Raw genomic sequence first — 15,953 nt, 5'->3', positions numbered from 1 at the left:
CCTCAGATCTCGTACGGCTGGACGACGATGAAGTTGCCGGGAGCGGCCCGGAACTGGAGGTTGACGCTCTCTCCGGTGTCGCCGGGGTAGGCGTTGCGGCGCATCCGCACCTGGCTGGAGACGACCACCTGGGCGGCGGACGACCAGGCGACCACGGCGTTGGCGTCGGCGAACGTCGTGGGCGTGACCGGGAGGACCACGGGCGTGCCGTGGGTCTTCACGACGATCGTGCCGGTGCCGGTGAACTGCATCGTGAACAGCGCGCCGCCGGGGATGCCGTGGCCCTCGATGCGGCGGACCTCGTACTGGAGGCCCTCGTCGAAGGCGAGGACGTTCTCGGCGGAGACGCAGATGCCGTCGCCCTGGAGTTCGATCGGGTGGAGCATCGTGGAGTTCTCGGCGAGGAACACCTGTCCCTGGCCGGTGCAGCGCATCAGCTGCATCTCCTGGCCGGTCGCGTTGCCCACGATCCGGCCGGCGAAGCCCGCGCCCTTGTAGCTGAAGTCGACCTTGCCCTGGTAGAGCACCATGCTGCCCTGCCGGGCGAGCACCGGCTGGCCGCCGATGCCGAGGTCGACGCGGACCATCTTCTTGTTCTGCTGCGTCCAGCGCTGCCCGGTCGGCGTCTCCTTGAACTGCTGGAGCGCGGCGGCGACTCCGGGCGCCTGGGGCGCACCCTGCGGTGCTCCGTAGGGGGCCTGCTGGCCCGGGACCTGGCCGTACGGGGGCTGCTGGCCGTAGCCGGGGGGCGGAGTCGGCTGGCCGTAGCCGGGGGGCGGAGTCGGCTGGCCGTAACCAGGAGGCGGGGCCGGGGCGTGCGGGGCCATCGGGGCCTGCGGCTGGCCGCCGTAGCCGGGGGGCAGCGGGGCGGTCTGGCCGGGGGCGCCCTGGCCGTACGGCTGCTGCTGCGGCGGCTGGCCGTAGGGCGCGGCGGGCGCGGGCGGCGGGGGCGGCACCGGGGCGCCGCCGGGCGGGGCCATGGGCGCGACGATGGTGGGCTGGGCGTGCACATTCGGCGCGGGTGCCGGGGGCGGGGTGGCGCCCGGTGGGGGCGCGTATCCCTGCGCCGGCTGCGGGGCCGGGGCGGGCGCCGGGGGCGGGGTCGCTCCGGGCGGCGGCGCGAAGCTGTGTGCGGGCTGCGGGGCCGGGGCCGGGGCGCCGAACGCGGGCGGGGCGGCGGCCTGCGGCGGCGGGGCGAATCCGGGCGCGGCACCGGGCTGCGGCTGCTGCGGGGCGGGGGCCGCGGGGGCGGGGGCCGCGGGGGCCTCCTCCTCCAGCACCTCGCCGCCGAAGTTCTTCAGCAGCGCTTCCAGACCGCCGTCGAAGCCCTGTCCGACCGCGGCGAAGCGCCAGACGTCCTTCAGGTAGAGGTCGCCCAGCATCACGGCGCGTTCGGTGGAGAACTCCGAGCCGTTGAAGGAGTAGCGGGCAACCTCCTCGCCGCCCGCCACGATCCGCAGGTAGCCGGGGGCGACCTGCGACATCTGCCCGGCGCCGTCGATCGTCGCGGTGAACGACAGCTTCTGGATCTGCGCCGGGATCCGGTCGAGGGTGACCCGGAAGGACTCCGTGTCGCCCGCCTGGGCGCCCAGGAGCTGAATGGACTCCTCGGGGGACTTCGGCTGGTTGAAGAAGACGAAGTACCGGTCGTCCGAGAGCCGTTCCTCGGCGTCGAGGCCGAAGCAGCTGATGTCGAAGCTCAGTCCGGGCCCGGTGATCTGCACGCCTACGTACAGATCGGTGCCCGCGGTGAGGTCACTGACCTTGGCCTTGTGGCCGCGTTGGAATTCCCTGGCCATGCGTAACGACCGTCCCCCATCCAAATGCGAGTGCGTCGCGTCAGGCTAACGGCAAACTCCAGGAACGGACGAAGTCGGTACAGACCCGGTACACAATCCCTCGCCCGGGCACGCTCAGGGACGCGGATCAGTCCCCGCGCGCGCCCGGCACATGCGGCAGCCGCTCGGCGGCCACCACCCCTTCGAGGTAACCCCGGGCCCGCTCGGTCCGCGGGTACGCCTCCAGCAGCCGCCAGAAACGCGGCCCGTGTCCCGGCACCAGCAGATGCGCCAGCTCGTGGAGCAGGACGTAGTCGACGACGTACTCGGGCATGCCCTGGAGCCGGTGCGAGAGACGGATGCTGCCCTCGGAGGGGGTGCACGAGCCCCAGCGCGTGTTCTGGTTGGTGACCCAACGCACCGACTTGGGCCTGGCTCGGCCGCCGAAGTACTGCGCCGACAACCGCTCGGCACGCTCGGCCAGCTCGGCGTCGCCGAGCACCCGCTTGCTCTCCTGGGCGGCGAGTTTGTCGAGCATGACGCTCACCCAGCGTTGCTCCTCCGCCTCGGACATCCGGGCAGGGATCAGCACGATGGTGCGATCGCCCTCGCGGTACGCGGAGACCGTCCGGCGTCGACGGGCGCTCCTGCGCACCTCGATCGCGGTCGCCCCGGAGCCGCTCGGCGGCTGGCTCGTCGTGCTGCGCTGTGGTGTACCGGCACGGTGCAGTGGGTCGGCGGACACGCCCCGACGTTACCCGCTGTACATGGCGGAAGTCCCGACTCCGGGACGGTTCGGTGCCGATCCCCCACCATGCGTTTGATTTGTACGACGAATACGCCCCGCCTGTGGACAACTTTCGGCACGGTCCGTCGCGTCCGGGCATGCTGGCACTCGCCGCCGGATCCACGACCGGCCACCGGGAGGGCTCGGAGCGGCGTACGGGGTTGTTCCACGAGGGCTACGGGGGCCTGTCATGCGGTCGAAGACTTCGCCGGTTGCGGTGTCGAGTGGGTCGTCGGTTCCGGCGTCCAGTGGTTCGCCGGTTCGGGCGTCGAGTGTTTCGTCGGCTGTGGCGTCGAGTGTTTCGCCGGCCGCGGCGTCGGACGGTGCATCAGTGCCGGCGTCGAAGGAGGCCGGGGCGGTGGAGGGGCCACCGGGGCCGGAGGCGGGGTCTCCGCCTGTGCGGATCCCGTTGGCGCCGCTCCTGAAGCCCGCGCTGCGCCGCGGCTGGCGTGACCTCAACACCGTGCAGTTCGGCATGACTCCGGCGCACGCGATGACGCTGGGCCCGATGGACACGGCGACGGGCAGCTTCCTCGAACTGCTCAACGGCACCCGCGGCCCGGCGCTGCTGCGCGAGGAGGGGCGGCAGCTCGATCTGCCGGAGAGTCATGTCGACGGACTCCTGGAGCGGCTGTCCCGCGCCGGGCTCCTCGACGACGCGCGGGGCGGCAGCCCGGCCGTCGAGACCCTGCGGCGGAAGAAGAAGCTCCTCGACCGGCTCCGCCCCGACCTGGCCTCACTGTCCCTGACCACGTCCGAACCGGGCGAGGCGATGGAACTGCTGGCCACCCGCCGCACCCTGCGCGTCCAGGTGCGGGGTGCCGGCCGGGTCGGCGCGGTGCTGGCCTCCCTGTTGTCGGCCGCCGGGATCGGCGAGGTCGATGTGCGTGACGGCGGCCATGTCGAACCGTGGGACGTCGCACCGGGCGGGCTGCCCGCGGAGTCCGTCGGCGCCCGCAGGGACGAGGCCGCCCGGCGCGCCGTACGCCACTGCGCACCGGACAACCCGCTGCGCCGCGGCCCGCAGTCACCGTCCGTGGACGGCGATCCCGGCTTCTCGCTGGTGGTCCTCGCCCCGCGCGACGACGTCTCCGTCCACGCGCCGCCGTCGGCCGACACCTTCGTCGGCTCCGGTACGCCTCATCTGTACGCCGGTGTCGTGGAGGGAACCGGTGTGGTGGGCCCGCTCGTCCTGCCCGGCGAGACGAGTTGCGCGGGCTGTCTCCACGAGTGGCGCACCGACCGGGACCCGGCATGGCCCCGGCTGGTCGCCCAGTGGCGGTCGGGTGCGCGGCGGGTGCGCCGAGTGCCGCCGTGCGACCTCGCGCTGGCCACGACGGTCGCCGGGCTGGCGGCGGCGCACGCACTCGCCTTCCTCGACGGCAGGGTGCCGTCCAGTGCCGGTGCCCGGTGGGAGGTCTCGCTGCCCGCTCTCAACTGGCATGCGCGGCCGGTCTGGGCGCATCCGGCATGCCCGTGCGGGGCCGCGGAGAAAGGTAAGGGAGAACTCACCTCCATTGCCGGGGAGTCGCACGAGACAATGACGGAACAAGGGCCGTCGAAGAAGTCACGCCGCACGGCAGCCGCGGCACGGCCGGCTGGGACCTGGAGGGCGCATGTCTGATCTTCCCCGGAAGGCGGTCACCCGGACCGCCAAGCTCGCCGCGCTCCCGCTCGGCTTCGCCGGCCGGGCGACCTGGGGGCTCGGCAAGAGAATCGTCGGGGAGTCCGCGGAGATCGTCGGCCGTGAGCTTCAGCAGCGCACCGCCGATCAGTTGTTCAAGGTGCTCGGCGAGCTCAAGGGCGGCGCGATGAAGTTCGGCCAGGCCCTGTCCGTCTTCGAGTCGGCGCTGCCCGAGGAGGTCGCCGGTCCCTACCGGGCGGCCCTGACGAAGCTCCAGGAGGCCGCGCCTCCGATGCCGACGCGCACCGTGCACGGGGTGCTGGAGGAGCGGCTCGGCGCGAACTGGCAGGAGCTGTTCCTGGAGTTCGAGGACAAGCCGTCCGCGGCGGCGTCGATCGGCCAGGTGCACCGGGGCGTGTGGCACGACGGCCGGGAGGTCGCGGTCAAGGTGCAGTATCCGGGCGCCGGCGAGGCACTGCTGTCCGACCTGAACCAGCTGAGCCGTTTCGCCCGGCTGCTGGGCCCGCTGATCCCCGGCATGGACATCAAGCCGCTGATCGCGGAGCTCAGGGACCGGGTCTCGGAGGAACTGGACTACGGCCTGGAGGCGCAGGCCCAGCAGGTGCACGCCGAGGAGTTCGCGGACGACCCGGACGTGGTGGTGCCGGCGGTGGTCCACCAGTGCGACCAGGTCCTGGTCACCGAGTGGATCGAGGGTGTCCCCCTGTCCGAGATCATCTCGGACGGCACTCAGGAGCAGCGCGACCGCGCCGGCCAGCTCCTGGCCCGGTTCCTGTTCTCCGGCCCGGCCCGCACCGGCCTGCTCCACGCCGACCCGCACCCCGGCAACTTCCGTCTGCTGCCCGGCGGCCCGGACGGCGAGGAGGACTGGCGGCTGGGTGTGCTGGACTTCGGCACCGTCGACCGCCTGCCGGGCGGCCTGCCCACACCCATCGGGGACTCGCTGCGCATGACGCTCGACGACGAGGCGGAGGCCGTCTACGAGCTGCTGCGCGAGGAGGGTTTCGTCAAGGACTCCATAGAGCTGGACCCCGACGCCGTCCTCGACTACCTCCGGCCGATCATCGAGCCGGCCCTGGTGGACGAGTTCACGTTCACCCGCGGCTGGATGCGCAGCCAGGCGGCCCGCATCGCCGACATCCGCTCCCCCGCCTACCAGTTGGGCAAGCAGCTCAACCTCCCGCCGGCGTATCTGCTGATCCACCGTGTGACGCTCAGCACGATCGGTGTCCTGTGCCAGCTGGGCGCGACGGTCCGGCTGCGCGAGGAACTGGAGGCGTGGCTGCCGGGATTCGTACCGGAGGAGGAGGCCGAGGAGCCGGCGGCGGAGGCGTGAGCGCGGCTACCACCAGGCCGAGTCCAGCCGCCCCTCGATCGCCCTGAGGTTCTCCCGCGAGCAGGTGTCGCAGAAGTACTGGCGGACGCCGTTCTCCACGGAACAGGTCCAGGTGGGCCGGGGGCCCTCGGCGGTGGTGCCGCAGCGGGCGCACACCAGGGTCTCGGGCTCCGGGGCGGAGCCGCCCTGGTCACTTCCGCCGGGATGACTCGTCACGCGGCGACGATATCGCCGTGCCGGTGGGAACGCCGGGCACAACGCACCGTTCCCGTGCGCGGCGTTCCCGTACGCCGTTCCCGTCGGAACCCGGGCGCAACGCGCCGCGGGGGCCGGTCCGTTCGGACGGACCGGCCCCCGCGGGGAGCTTTCGCCTCCCGGAGTCGGGGGAGGCCACCGCTTCAGGTGGTGCTGATCACTGCATGACCGCGATGGCCAGCGCACGGCGGGCACGCATCGAGGCGCGCTCCGCCCTGCGCTGCATCCGGCGCGCGGCCGCCAGGCTCACGGCCCGGCGCTCCTGCTGCGCGGCGTGCAGTCGCTCGTGCATATGCGCACGTGCCAGGGCTTCTGGTTGGAGTTGCATCTCTCGGGTCCTGTTCTGGCGCAAGTCGGTGGCGCCAACGGTGGTGAAGTCTGGAATCGCGGAGCCGGCGGGCTCGGTGGTGGACGGCTTCATCGGGGCCTGCTTCTTGGGGTCGTGCGTGAGGGGACGGTCGATCGTTCCTGCGATGTTCATGCTGTGACCGGGTTCTTGCGCGGGCGACCACGGGGCCGCTTCCGGGCGACGACGACACCCTGGACGAACAGCTCGCCACCCCAGACGCCCCAGGGCTCACGCCGCTCCTTGGCGCCGGCGAGGCAGGCCTCCATCAGCGGGCAGGTGCGGCAGAGGGACTTGGCGTACTCGACGTCGGCCGGCGACTCGGCGAAGAAGACCTCCGGGTCGTAGGAGCGGCAGGGGACGGGTACGCCGAGGTTCTCGATGGCGTCGTCGAGCGCGGTGAGCGCGGTGAGCGGGGTCAAGGTGGAGTCCTCCGTGAGGCCGGGCTTGGGGATCGCTTCTGAGGGCGGTACGGACGGGGCGTGCGCTTCGAGTTGCACGGTTGGTCTTCCTCGTCTGGTCGGTCCGGCCCTGTTGGACCGGTGGTCGGCTTGGTACCGGGTTCTTTTCTTGTCCCGAGGCCCCTTCGCTCCGTCATCCCCGTTGGAGGACAAACAGAAGGGCCGCGGATCCCGGATGGGGTTCCGCGGCCCTGAAGGCGCCGGCCTGATCGACGATCAGGCTGGATCACTCCAGGGTTCTGGCCCACGGAAGGCCCACATCAGGTGGTGCTGCGTTGCCTGCTTCCGGCTTCCGGCACCGGCCGCCGTAAAGGCATAGGCGTGCGCCTGTCCCTCTACTGCTTCCAGTGCCTTCGTCGGTCGCTCATTGCGCTCACGAACGGGGAGACCCGCGAGAGACACGGAGGACGCCGGGCCGGCGACACGAATGCCGGACAGACCGGTGCCCTGGTTCGAGACGGCGAGCATGCACAGGGAGGCGACGACCGAGCGATCGGTCATTTTCGCGGTGAAGCTGGCGTTGATGCTGGTCACTGGACTCGCCTCCTCTCGGCGTCTCGGGGGACTGGGGTGAGCCAGTCGTTCGGGTATGTAAGTACAGCACGGAAGCAGGGCCTTCGAGAAGGCCTCTGTTCCCGTGGCTAAGAACCTATGGGGATTGCTGGGGCATGCGCAAACTATTTTTTCGACGAGTTCGCTTCAGTCCCCAACTTCTTCCGCCCCGGGGTCGTGGCCTGCGCAGATGGCCAGAACATCGGCTCCGTAACGGTCGAGCTTGCGCTTGAGGACGCCGGGAATGCGGGACAGCTCGGCCGGACTGCTCGGCTCCGTCTCCGCGATGGCCATCAGGGTCCGGTCCGTGAAGACACAGAAGTCCGGCTGACCGCTGAGCCGTGCCTGGGTCCCGCGCCACTCGCGCAACCGCTCGTACAGGCCCTCGTCCATGTCGGAGGGGCAGTCCTCGCAGCGCATCAGCTTCATCTCGCCGGCGTCGGTGAGCGTGCGTCCGCAGACCCGGCAGCGTGCGGGGGTGCGTTGGGTCCGCCGTGGCACGACGTCCGCCGCGGCGCCGCCCGTGACGCCCCGCTCGACGCCCCCGGGGCCCGCGATGGCGGTCCGCCCCGCCGTCATGACCGAGCCGGGGCGCAGTCCGTCGAGGAAGCGGCTGGGGCGGCGGTTGGGGCGGCCGCCGGGCGACCGGGAGAGCGCCCAGGAGACGTGGAGGTGTTCGCGGGCGCGGGTGACCCCGACATAGAGGAGGCGGCGTTCCTCCTCGATCTGCTCGTCGGTCTTTGCGTAGGTGATCGGCATCATGCCCTCGGCGACGCCGACCAGGAAGACGACGTCCCATTCCAGGCCCTTGGCCGAGTGCAGGGAGGCGAGGGTGACGCCCTGGACGGTCGGGGCGTGCTGGGCGCCCGCGCGCTCGTCGAGTTCGGCGACGAGGTCGGCGAGCGTGGCGTCGGATCGCGCGGCGGTGAAGTCCTGCGCGAGGTTCACCAGCGCGGCGAGCGACTCCCAGCGTTCCCTGACCGCGCCGGAGCCGGCGGGGGGCTCCGATGTCCAGCCTTCGCCGGAGAGGACGGCACGGACCTGGGAGGGCAGGTCGGGGGCGTCGTCCAGCCGCGAGTCATTGCCGCCGAAACGGGCCGCGCCGCGCAGGTTGACGATGGCTCTGCGCACCTCAGGCCGGTCGAAGAACCTCTCGGCCCCGCGCAGCTGGTACGGGACACCGGCGTCGGCGAGGGCCTGTTCGTAGGTCTCGGACTGGGCGTTGGTGCGGAACAGCACGGCGATCTCGGCGGCCTGGACACCGGCGGCCAGCAGCTCGCGGATGCGGCGGGCGGCCCCCTCGGCCTCGGCGGGCTCGTCGGTGTACTCGGCGTAGACGGGCTCGGGGCCGGGGGCGCGCTGCGAGATCAGTTCCAGCCGGTGGTCGGCGGCGCGGCCGCTGGCCTGGGCGAGCAGGCCGTTGGCGAGATGGACGACCTGGGGGGTGGAGCGGTAGTCGCGGACCAGCTTGACGACGGTCGCGCCGGGGTGGCGGGTGCGGAAGTCGAGAAGGTGGTCGGGAGTTGCTCCTGTGAACGAGTAGATCGTCTGGCTGGCGTCGCCGACCACGCAGAGGCTGTCGCGGTCGCCGAGCCAGAGTTCCAGCAGCCGCTGCTGGAGGGGGCTGACGTCCTGGTACTCGTCGACGACGAAGTGCTGGTACTGGGCGCGGACCTGGTCGGCGATGTCGTGCCGGTCCTGGAGGACAGCGACCGTGAGCAGCAGGACGTCCTCGAAGTCGATGACGGCGCGCTCGCGCTTGAGGTCCTCGTAGGCGGCGTAGAGCTGGGCGATCTCGGCGGGGTTGCGGGGGGCCTCGCGGCCCGCCTTGGCGGCGGCGAGGGCGTAGTCACCGGGGACGGTCTGGGTGACCTTGGACCACTCGATCTCCGCGGTGACGTCCCGCAGCTCTCCGCGGTCGAGACGGATGCGGCAGGCGGCGGCCGCGTCGGCGACGAGCTGGATCTTGCGATCGACGAGCCGGGGCATGGAACCGCCGACGGCTTTCGGCCAGAAGTACTGGAGCTGGCGCAGGGCGGCCGAGTGGAAGGTCCGGGCCTGGACCCCGGCGGCGCCGAGCTGGCGCAGTCGGCCGCGCATCTCTCCGGCGGCGCGGTTGGTGAAGGTGACGGCCAGCACGCTGGACGGCTGGAGGATGCCGGCCCGCACTCCGTAGGCGATGCGGTGGGTGATCGCCCGGGTCTTGCCCGTCCCCGCGCCGGCCAGCACGCACACCGGGCCGTGCAGGGCGGTGGCCACCTCGCGCTGCTCGGGGTCGAGCCCTTCGAGCACCGCGTCGGCCGAGTCCGGTACCTGCGGGAAGAGGGTGGAGTGCGTTGCTGCTGTCACACCGCCATGCTGCCAGGTCGGCGGGGACGGCTGTGCCGGTTGTCCACAGGGAGGGGCTCGCGGTCGTACTAATGCGGCAGGCGTCACGTGCGCGCATACCCCGGGTGGGAATGGTGACCCGGTCGCGTACGTTTCCCCACTGGACGACCTCTTCCCCCGAGCCACCAGAGGAGCGCGCGAGACATGCAGGGCACTGTGACGATGTACAGCACCACGTGGTGCGGTTACTGCCAGCGGCTGAAGAAGCAGCTGGACCGCGAAGGCATCGCGTACACCGAGATCAACATCGAGCAGGACCCGGCGTCCGCCGCTTTCGTGGAGAAGGCGAATGGCGGAAACCAGACGGTCCCGACCGTGCTGTTCGCCGACGGTTCGACGCTCACGAACCCGTCGCTGGCGCAGGTGAAGCAGAAGATCGCCGCCTGAACGGACGGATGAGCCGAAGGGGCCGCTCCCCGGTCGGGAGCGGCCCCTTTCGCATGCTCAGACGCTGCGCGTCGGCAGCGGCTTGCCGTACCAGAGCTCGATCAGGCGGGCCGCGATCGAGATGCCGTACGGCGGCAGGACCTCGCCGGACTCGAAGGCGGCGCCCAGTTCGTCACGGGAGAACCAGCGGGCCTCGCCGATCTCGTCGCCGTCGACGTTGATCTCGGTGGAGGTGGCGCGGGCCAGGAAGCCCAGCATGAGGCTGGACGGGAACGGCCAGGGCTGGCTGGCGACGTACTCGACCTGGCCGACGGAGATGCCGGCCTCCTCGAAGACCTCCCGGCGCACGGCCTGCTCGATGGACTCGCCGGGTTCGACGAAGCCGGCGAGCGTCGAGAAGCGGCCCTCGGGCCAGTGGACCTGGCGGCCGAGCAGGATGCGGTCGTCCTCGTCGGTGACGGCCATGATCACGGCGGGGTCGGTGCGCGGGTAGTGCTCGGCGCCGCAGGCCTGGCAGCGGCGGATGTGCCCGGCGGCGGCGATGACGGTGCGCTCGCCGCAGCGGGAGCAGAAGCGGTGGGTGCGCTGCCAGTTCTCCAGGCCGACCGCGTGCACCATGAGGCCCGCCTCGCGCGGCGACAGCAGCAGGCCCGCCTCCCGCAGGCCCGCCGGGCGGGCGGACTGGTCGATGCGGCCGGGTAGGGCGTCCTTCTGGAGGGCGAAGTAGCGGACGCCGTCCTCGTCGATGCCGAGGAAGTAGCGGTGGGCCTCGGTGAGCGGGGCCTCGAAGGCGGGCGTCATGACGAGTTCGGTGCGGCCGTCGGCCGTCTCGTCGATGAGGACCTGACCGCCGGAGACCACGAAGCAGCGGGTCGTGGGGTGGCTCCAGGCCGCCGCGAGCCAGGCCTCGTCGAGCCGGTGGTGGGCGGCCCGGTCGATGCCGCTCGGGGCGGTGAGCGAGATGGGTCGGTCGGCGGTGTGGTCGGTCCAGGTGGTCACGGGTGCTTCCAACTCCCCCGGTGGAACGGATTGTTTCGGCGGGCGGTTCGGCGGGACGGACGGGGTTCAGGGCACATGGCGCCAGTGCTCCGCCAGGTCGCCCCACAGGTACGCGGTGGTCTCGACGCCCTTGAGCAGGAGGTCCAGCTCGACCTTCTCGTCGGGTGCGTGCCAGCCGTCGGACGGGACGGAGATGCCGAGGAAGAGCACGGGCGTACCGAGGACCTCCTGGAGATCGGCGGCCGGCCCCGAGCCTCCCTCGCGGGTGAAGCGGACCGGCTTGTCGAAGGCGCGGCCCATGGCGCGGACCACGGACTGGAGGGCCGGGTGGTCGAGCGGGGTCAGGCACGGGCGGGTGCCCCCGCTGAACGTGATCTCGCAGCGGATTCCGGCGGGCACCTGCTGGGCCGCCCACGCGCGGACGATCTTCTCGATGTGGTCCGGCTCCTGCCCGGCGACCAGCCGGAAGGACAGCTTCACCAGGGCGGAGGACGGGATGACCGTCTTGCTGCCGGCGCCCTGGTAGCCGCCGCCGATGCCGTTGACCTCGGCGGTGGGGCGGGCCCAGATGCGCTCCAGCGTGGTGTGCCCGGCCTCGCCGTGGGTGGCGTACGACTTGGCGGTGCGCAGCCACTGCTCCTCGTCGAAGGGCAGCTCGGCGAAGAGGGCGCGCTCGCGGTCGGTGAGTTCGACGATGCCGTCGTAGAAGCCGGGGACGGCCACGCGTGCGTGCTCGTCGTGGAGGGCGGCGACCAGGCGGGCGGCGGCGGTCGCCGGGTTGGGCACGGCGCCGCCGAAGGAGCCGGAGTGGATGTCCTGGTCGGGGCCGAACAGCTGGATCTCGCACTCGGCGAGGCCGCGCATGCCGGTGCAGACGGTGGGGGTGTCCTCGGACCACATGCCGGTGTCGGAGACGATCACGGCGTCGGCGGCGAGCCGCTCCGCGTGCTCCTCGACGAGGGCGCGGAAGTGCGGGGAGCCGGACTCCTCCTCGCCCTCGATCAGCAGCTTCAGGTGGACCGCGGGGGTCGTACGGCCGGTGGCGGCGAGGTGGGCGCGGACGCCGAGTGTGTGGAAGAACACCTGGCCCTTGTCGTCGGCCGCCCCGCGCGCGCAGAGGCGGTTGTCACGGACGACGGGCTCGAAGGGTTCGCTGTGCCAGCCGTCGGCCAGGGCGGCCGGCTGCACGTCGTGGTGGCCGTAGACGAGGACCGTGGGCGCTCCGGGGACGTCGGACGGCCACTCCGCGAAGACGGCGGGGGCGCCCGGGGTCTCCCAGACCTCGGCGGTCGGGAAGCCGGTCTCGGTCAGCTTGGCGGCGAGCCAGTCGGCGCTGCGGCGCACGTCCGGGGCGTGGTCGGGCTGGGCCGACACGGAAGGGATGCGCAGCCACTCGGCGAGGTCGTCGAGGAAGACGGCGCGGTGCTGCTCGATGTACGCACGGACGGCGCTGACGACGCTGTCAACGGGATGGCTCATGGTCACGAGCCTATCGGCCCGCACCGACATCCTCGGTGGGCGGTTCCTCACAGTTTGCTGGCGGGGAGGGCTCGTCCAGCAACAGTCGCTCGAGCGTTCCCCGCGCGGGAAGGTCGTCAAGCCGTACGACCTCGCCGCTGCGGATGTAGACGAACGCGGCCGTGACCGACTCCAGGGGCACGTCCTGCTGCTCGGCCCAGGCGAGCCGGTACAGGGCGAGCTGGAGGGGGTCGCCGGTGCGGTCGCGGCCGGTCTTCCAGTCGACGATCTCGTACGTCGTCCCTCCGCCGTCGTCGGCCTTGTAGACGGCGTCGATACGGCCGCGCACCACGCGTCCGGCGATGGCGAGCTGGAACGGGGCCTCCACGCGGTGGGGGGTGCGGTGGGCGTACTCGGTGCGTTCGAAGGCGTCCTTGAGGGCTTCCAGATCGCGTTCGTCCTCGATGTCGGTCTCTTCGCCGCCCGGCAGGTCCTCCGGTCCCAGCATCGGCAGCGTCAGCTCCTCGAAGCGGGCTTCCACCCACGCGTGGAACCGGGTGCCCCGGCGCGCGGCCGGTTGCGGGGGGCGCGGCATGGGGCGCGCGAGTTCCTGCGCGAACCCGTCCGGGTCCTCCGCCAGCCGCAGCAGCTGCGAGACGGTGAGCGACGCGGGCAGGGGGACGTCGGTGACGGCCTCCCGCGCGCGCAGGAGCTCGCCGGTGAGGGCGTCGAGGTCGCGGTCCCAGGAGGCGAGGGTGCGGGCCTCTTCCGGCGTGAAGGGTTCCTCCGGGGCGAAGGGGCGCTCCGGTTCTGGCTGTGCGGGGTGCGGGAGCGCCTGTGGGGCCTCGGCCCGGGGTTCCGGGGCAGTCGCCTGGTGCGGGACCGAGGGGCGGTCCGTGGTCCAGGAGTCCCAGTCGTCCGGGTCGTCCGCCGCCGAAAGGTCCTCCTCGTAGGGGACGTCGTCGTCCTCGGGTGGTGGCGGCCAGTCCGGGTCCTCGTAGTCGTCCGGGTCGGGTGCGTGCCCGTCCGCGCGGGAGGCGAGGCGCTCCAGGTGGGCGAGGACCGTGTCGGCGGCGGCGCGGCGGCGGGCCAGGGACGTGTCGTCCAGGGGCAGCGGCCACACCTGGTCGACGGTGGCCTGGCTCAGGGCCGGGTTCTCCTCGTCCTCGGCCGGCTCGTCGGCCCATGCCTCGATCTCGCCGCATCCGGCCTCGCAGTGGTCGCGGAGGGCCTGGAGGAAGTCCGACGGGCCACGGGGCTTCTTCTGGGCCGGGCCCCACCAGTGGCCGGAGCCGAGGAGAAGGGAGCGGGGGCGGGTGAAGGTGACGTAGCCGAGGCGGAGCTCCTCGGTGTGCTGGTGGTCCTTCATGGCCTCCTGGAAAGCCTTCAGGCCGCGCGAGTCCCAGGCCTCGACGTCGGGCAGGGTGGCCGCGTCGCCGCGCAGGTCGTGCGGCAGCACCTTGCCCTGGGCGGTCCACTTCTCGCGGCCCTGGGTGCTGGGGAAGGTGCCGGTGACCAGGCCGGGGACGGCGACGACGTCCCATTCCAGGCCCTTGGACTTGTGCGCCGTGAGCACCTTGACGGTGTTCTCGCCGCCGGGGAGGGCGTTGTCGAGGCCCTTCTCGTACTGGGCGGCGGTGCGCAGGAAGCCGAGGAAGGCCAGCAGGGTGGCCTCTCCGTCGCCCGCGGCGAAGGAGGCGGCCACGTCCAGGAAGTTGGAGAGGGTCTCGCGGCGGCGGGCCGCGAGGGCGTGCGGGGACGCCGACAGCTCGACTTCCAGGCCGGTGACGGCGAGGACGCGGTGCAGGACGTCCATCAGCGGGTCGGCGAGCGAGCGGCGCAGTTCGCGCAGTTCGGTGGCGAGCCGCGCGAACCGCACGCGCGCGTCCGGCGAGAACGGCAGGCCGTCGTCCGCGTGCTCGGTGTCGAACGGCAGCTCCAGGAAGGTGTCCAGAGCGTCCGCGAGCGATATCACCTCGGACGGGTCGACCCCCTCCACGGCCTCCGCGAGCCGCCGGTCCCGGTCGTCGCCCGCGTCCACGCGCGCGTGGGACACGAGCAGGCGGGCGCGGCGCCCCAGGAGAGCGAGGTCGCGCGGGCCGATGCGCCAGCGCGGGCCCGTCAGCAGCCGGACCAGGGAGGCGTTGGCGCCGGGGTCCTGGAGCACTTCGCAGACGGCGACGAGGTCGGCGACCTCGGGCAGGTGCAGCAGGCCCGAGAGGCCCACCACCTCCACCGGTACGTCCCTCGCGACCAGCGCGCCCTGGATCTCCGCGAAGTCGGTCGCCGTGCGGCACAGGACGGCGATCTCGCCCGGCGCCTTGCCGGTGTTCACCAGGTGGGCGATGGAGTCGGCGATCCAGTCGATCTCCTCGGCGTGGGTGCGCAGCAGGGCGCAGCGCACCAGGCCGTCGCGCTCGGCGCCGGGGGCCGGGCGGAGGGCCTCCACGCCCGCGTGCATGGCGCGCAGGGGCTCGGCGAGGCCGTTGGCGAGGTCGAGGAGGCGGCCGCCGCTGCGGCGGTTCTCGCTGAGTGCCTGGCGGGTGGCGGGGCGGCCGTCGGCGTGTGCGAAGTGCTCGGGGAAGTCGTCGAGGTTGGCGACGGAGGCACCCCGCCAGCCGTAGATCGCCTGGCAGGGGTCGCCGACGGCGGTCACGGGGTGCCCGGTGCCGCCGCCGAAGAGGCCCGCCAGGAGGATGCGCTGGGCGACGGAGGTGTCCTGGTACTCGTCGAGCAGCACGACCCGGAACTCGTCGCGCAGCACGCGCCCCACCTCGGGGATCTGGGCGAGTTCGGCGGACAGGGCGATCTGGTCACCGAAGTCGAGCAGGTCCCGCTCGCGTTTCGCGGCCCGGTAACGGCCCACCAGTTCGGCCAGTTCGCGGCGGGCCGCGGCCGCCTCGGGGACCTTGCGCAGGTCGGCGTTGGTGAGCTTGGCGCCCTGGAGGGCGAGCAGCAGCTCGGCGTCGTACGCCCGCAGGGCTTCCGGCCGTACGAGGTGCTCGGCCAGCTCGGCGTCGAGGGTGAGGAGGTCGCCCACGAGGTCCGGGAAGGAGCGGGTCAACGCCGGGTAGGGGCCGGGGGCTTCGCGCAGCACGCGCGCGGCGAGCTGGTAGCGGGTGGCGTCGGCGAGGAGCCGGGACGTCGGTTCGAGGCCGATGCGCAGGCCGTGATCGGTCAGGAGACGGCCGGCGAAGGCGTGGTACGTCGAGATCACCGGCTCACCCGGCGGGTTGTCCGGGTCGATGACGTCGGGATCGGTGACGCCCGCCTTGACGAGCGCCTTGCGGACGCGCTCGGCGAGTTCACCGGCGGCCTTGTTGGTGAACGTGAGGCCGAGGACCTGTTCGGGGGCGACCTGGCCGGTGCCGACCAGCCACACCACGCGGGCCGCCATCACCGTCGTCTTGCCCGAGCCGGCACCGGCCACGATCACCTGCGGGGCGGGCGGCGCGATGATGCAGGCCGTCTGCTCCGGGGTGAACGGGATGCCGAGGAGCTCCTTGAGCTGATCGGGATCGGTGATACGGGCGGGCATGTCGGAGAGGCTAGCGGCGGCCA

Annotated in this window: 13 protein-coding genes; 3 read left to right on the top strand and 10 right to left on the bottom strand. The window is 72.4% G+C overall.

All coding sequences use genetic code 11. From position 1 onward, the window contains the following. Nucleotides 1-2: 2 nt before the first annotated feature. The gene (locus tag EJC51_RS31975) at nucleotides 3-1,799 is read right to left on the bottom strand and encodes a TerD family protein (RefSeq protein WP_126274243.1); all 1,797 of its coding nucleotides are present in this window, start codon (nucleotides 1,797-1,799) and stop codon (nucleotides 3-5) included. A 127-nt stretch (nucleotides 1,800-1,926) separates the two neighbouring features. Further along, on the bottom strand, nucleotides 1,927-2,523 hold the full coding sequence (locus EJC51_RS31970; RefSeq protein WP_126274242.1) for a M48 metallopeptidase family protein: 597 nt from the start codon (nucleotides 2,521-2,523) through the stop codon (nucleotides 1,927-1,929). A gap of 451 nt (nucleotides 2,524-2,974) precedes the next feature. Here EJC51_RS31970 and EJC51_RS31965 point away from each other — a divergent pair, with 451 nt between their 5' ends. Together EJC51_RS31965 and EJC51_RS31960 are read left to right on the top strand one after the other, a co-directional pair. Continuing rightward, the gene (locus EJC51_RS31965) at nucleotides 2,975-4,189 is read left to right on the top strand and encodes a TOMM precursor leader peptide-binding protein (protein WP_126277207.1); all 1,215 of its coding nucleotides are present in this window, start codon (nucleotides 2,975-2,977) and stop codon (nucleotides 4,187-4,189) included. Then, nucleotides 4,182-5,546, top strand: a complete 1,365-nt coding sequence (locus EJC51_RS31960) for an ABC1 kinase family protein (protein ID WP_126274241.1) — start codon at nucleotides 4,182-4,184, stop codon at nucleotides 5,544-5,546. The genes EJC51_RS31965 and EJC51_RS31960 overlap by 8 nt, the downstream gene beginning before the upstream one ends. A 6-nt stretch (nucleotides 5,547-5,552) precedes the next feature. Here EJC51_RS31960 and EJC51_RS31955 read toward each other — a convergent pair whose 3' ends face one another. The 5 genes from EJC51_RS31955 to EJC51_RS31935 form a co-directional block, all read right to left on the bottom strand. After that, the gene (locus EJC51_RS31955) at nucleotides 5,553-5,762 is read right to left on the bottom strand and encodes a hypothetical protein (RefSeq protein WP_097268768.1); all 210 of its coding nucleotides are present in this window, start codon (nucleotides 5,760-5,762) and stop codon (nucleotides 5,553-5,555) included. A 196-nt stretch (nucleotides 5,763-5,958) separates the two neighbouring features. Continuing rightward, on the bottom strand, nucleotides 5,959-6,282 hold the full coding sequence (locus tag EJC51_RS31950) for a hypothetical protein (protein WP_126274240.1): 324 nt from the start codon (nucleotides 6,280-6,282) through the stop codon (nucleotides 5,959-5,961). Beyond that, nucleotides 6,279-6,647, bottom strand: coding sequence for a WhiB family transcriptional regulator (locus tag EJC51_RS31945; RefSeq protein WP_059192459.1), 369 nt, complete (start codon nucleotides 6,645-6,647; stop codon nucleotides 6,279-6,281). The genes EJC51_RS31950 and EJC51_RS31945 overlap by 4 nt, the downstream gene beginning before the upstream one ends. Before the next feature lie 177 nt (nucleotides 6,648-6,824). Then, nucleotides 6,825-7,109: a hypothetical protein gene (locus tag EJC51_RS31940; RefSeq protein ID WP_079311785.1), complete on the bottom strand. Its 285-nt coding sequence runs from the start codon at nucleotides 7,107-7,109 to the stop codon at nucleotides 6,825-6,827. A gap of 198 nt (nucleotides 7,110-7,307) precedes the next feature. Further along, nucleotides 7,308-9,509 carry an ATP-dependent DNA helicase UvrD2 gene (locus EJC51_RS31935; RefSeq protein WP_165951178.1) on the bottom strand — a complete coding sequence of 734 codons (2,202 nt, stop codon included), beginning with the start codon at nucleotides 9,507-9,509 and terminating at the stop codon, nucleotides 7,308-7,310. Nucleotides 9,510-9,692: 183 nt separating this feature from the next. Here EJC51_RS31935 and EJC51_RS31930 point away from each other — a divergent pair, with 183 nt between their 5' ends. Further along, a complete protein-coding gene (locus EJC51_RS31930; protein ID WP_059192461.1) occupies nucleotides 9,693-9,935 on the top strand; it encodes a mycoredoxin in 243 nt (80 codons plus the stop codon). Nucleotides 9,936-9,992: 57 nt separating this feature from the next. Here the strand turns inward: EJC51_RS31930 and nudC are convergent, their stop codons facing one another. The 3 genes from nudC to EJC51_RS31915 all read right to left on the bottom strand — a co-directional run bounded on the left by nudC (nucleotide 9,993) and on the right by EJC51_RS31915 (nucleotide 15,930). After that, entirely contained in the window at nucleotides 9,993-10,934 is a 942-nt protein-coding gene (gene nudC / locus EJC51_RS31925; protein ID WP_126274237.1) for an NAD(+) diphosphatase, read from the bottom strand. Between the two features lie 66 nt (nucleotides 10,935-11,000). Beyond that, a complete protein-coding gene (locus EJC51_RS31920) occupies nucleotides 11,001-12,413 on the bottom strand; it encodes a dipeptidase (RefSeq protein ID WP_126274236.1) in 1,413 nt (470 codons plus the stop codon). Nucleotides 12,414-12,423: 10 nt separating this feature from the next. Then, nucleotides 12,424-15,930 carry an ATP-dependent helicase gene (locus tag EJC51_RS31915; RefSeq protein WP_126274235.1) on the bottom strand — a complete coding sequence of 1,169 codons (3,507 nt, stop codon included), beginning with the start codon at nucleotides 15,928-15,930 and terminating at the stop codon, nucleotides 12,424-12,426. Between the last annotated feature and the right edge of the window lie 23 nt (nucleotides 15,931-15,953).

This window comes from Streptomyces aquilus, from assembly GCF_003955715.1.
Classification (GTDB): Bacteria; Actinomycetota; Actinomycetes; order Streptomycetales; family Streptomycetaceae; genus Streptomyces; species Streptomyces aquilus.
Note: the sequence above shows the minus strand (reverse complement) of the source record. Positions and strands in the feature narration are given on the sequence as shown.

Excerpts from the sequence above, each read along its gene's own strand:
- EJC51_RS31975 (WP_126274243.1), bottom strand. The coding sequence starts at position 1,799 with ATGGCCAGGGAATTCCAACGCGGCCACAAGGCCAAGGTCAGTGACCTC.
- EJC51_RS31960 (WP_126274241.1), top strand. The coding sequence starts at position 4,182 with ATGTCTGATCTTCCCCGGAAGGCGGTCACCCGGACCGCCAAGCTCGCC.
- EJC51_RS31950 (WP_126274240.1), bottom strand. The coding sequence starts at position 6,282 with ATGAACATCGCAGGAACGATCGACCGTCCCCTCACGCACGACCCCAAG.
- EJC51_RS31940 (WP_079311785.1), bottom strand. The coding sequence starts at position 7,109 with ATGACCGATCGCTCGGTCGTCGCCTCCCTGTGCATGCTCGCCGTCTCG.
- EJC51_RS31930 (WP_059192461.1), top strand. The coding sequence starts at position 9,693 with ATGCAGGGCACTGTGACGATGTACAGCACCACGTGGTGCGGTTACTGC.
- EJC51_RS31920 (WP_126274236.1), bottom strand. The coding sequence starts at position 12,413 with ATGAGCCATCCCGTTGACAGCGTCGTCAGCGCCGTCCGTGCGTACATC.
- EJC51_RS31915 (WP_126274235.1), bottom strand. The coding sequence starts at position 15,930 with ATGCCCGCCCGTATCACCGATCCCGATCAGCTCAAGGAGCTCCTCGGC.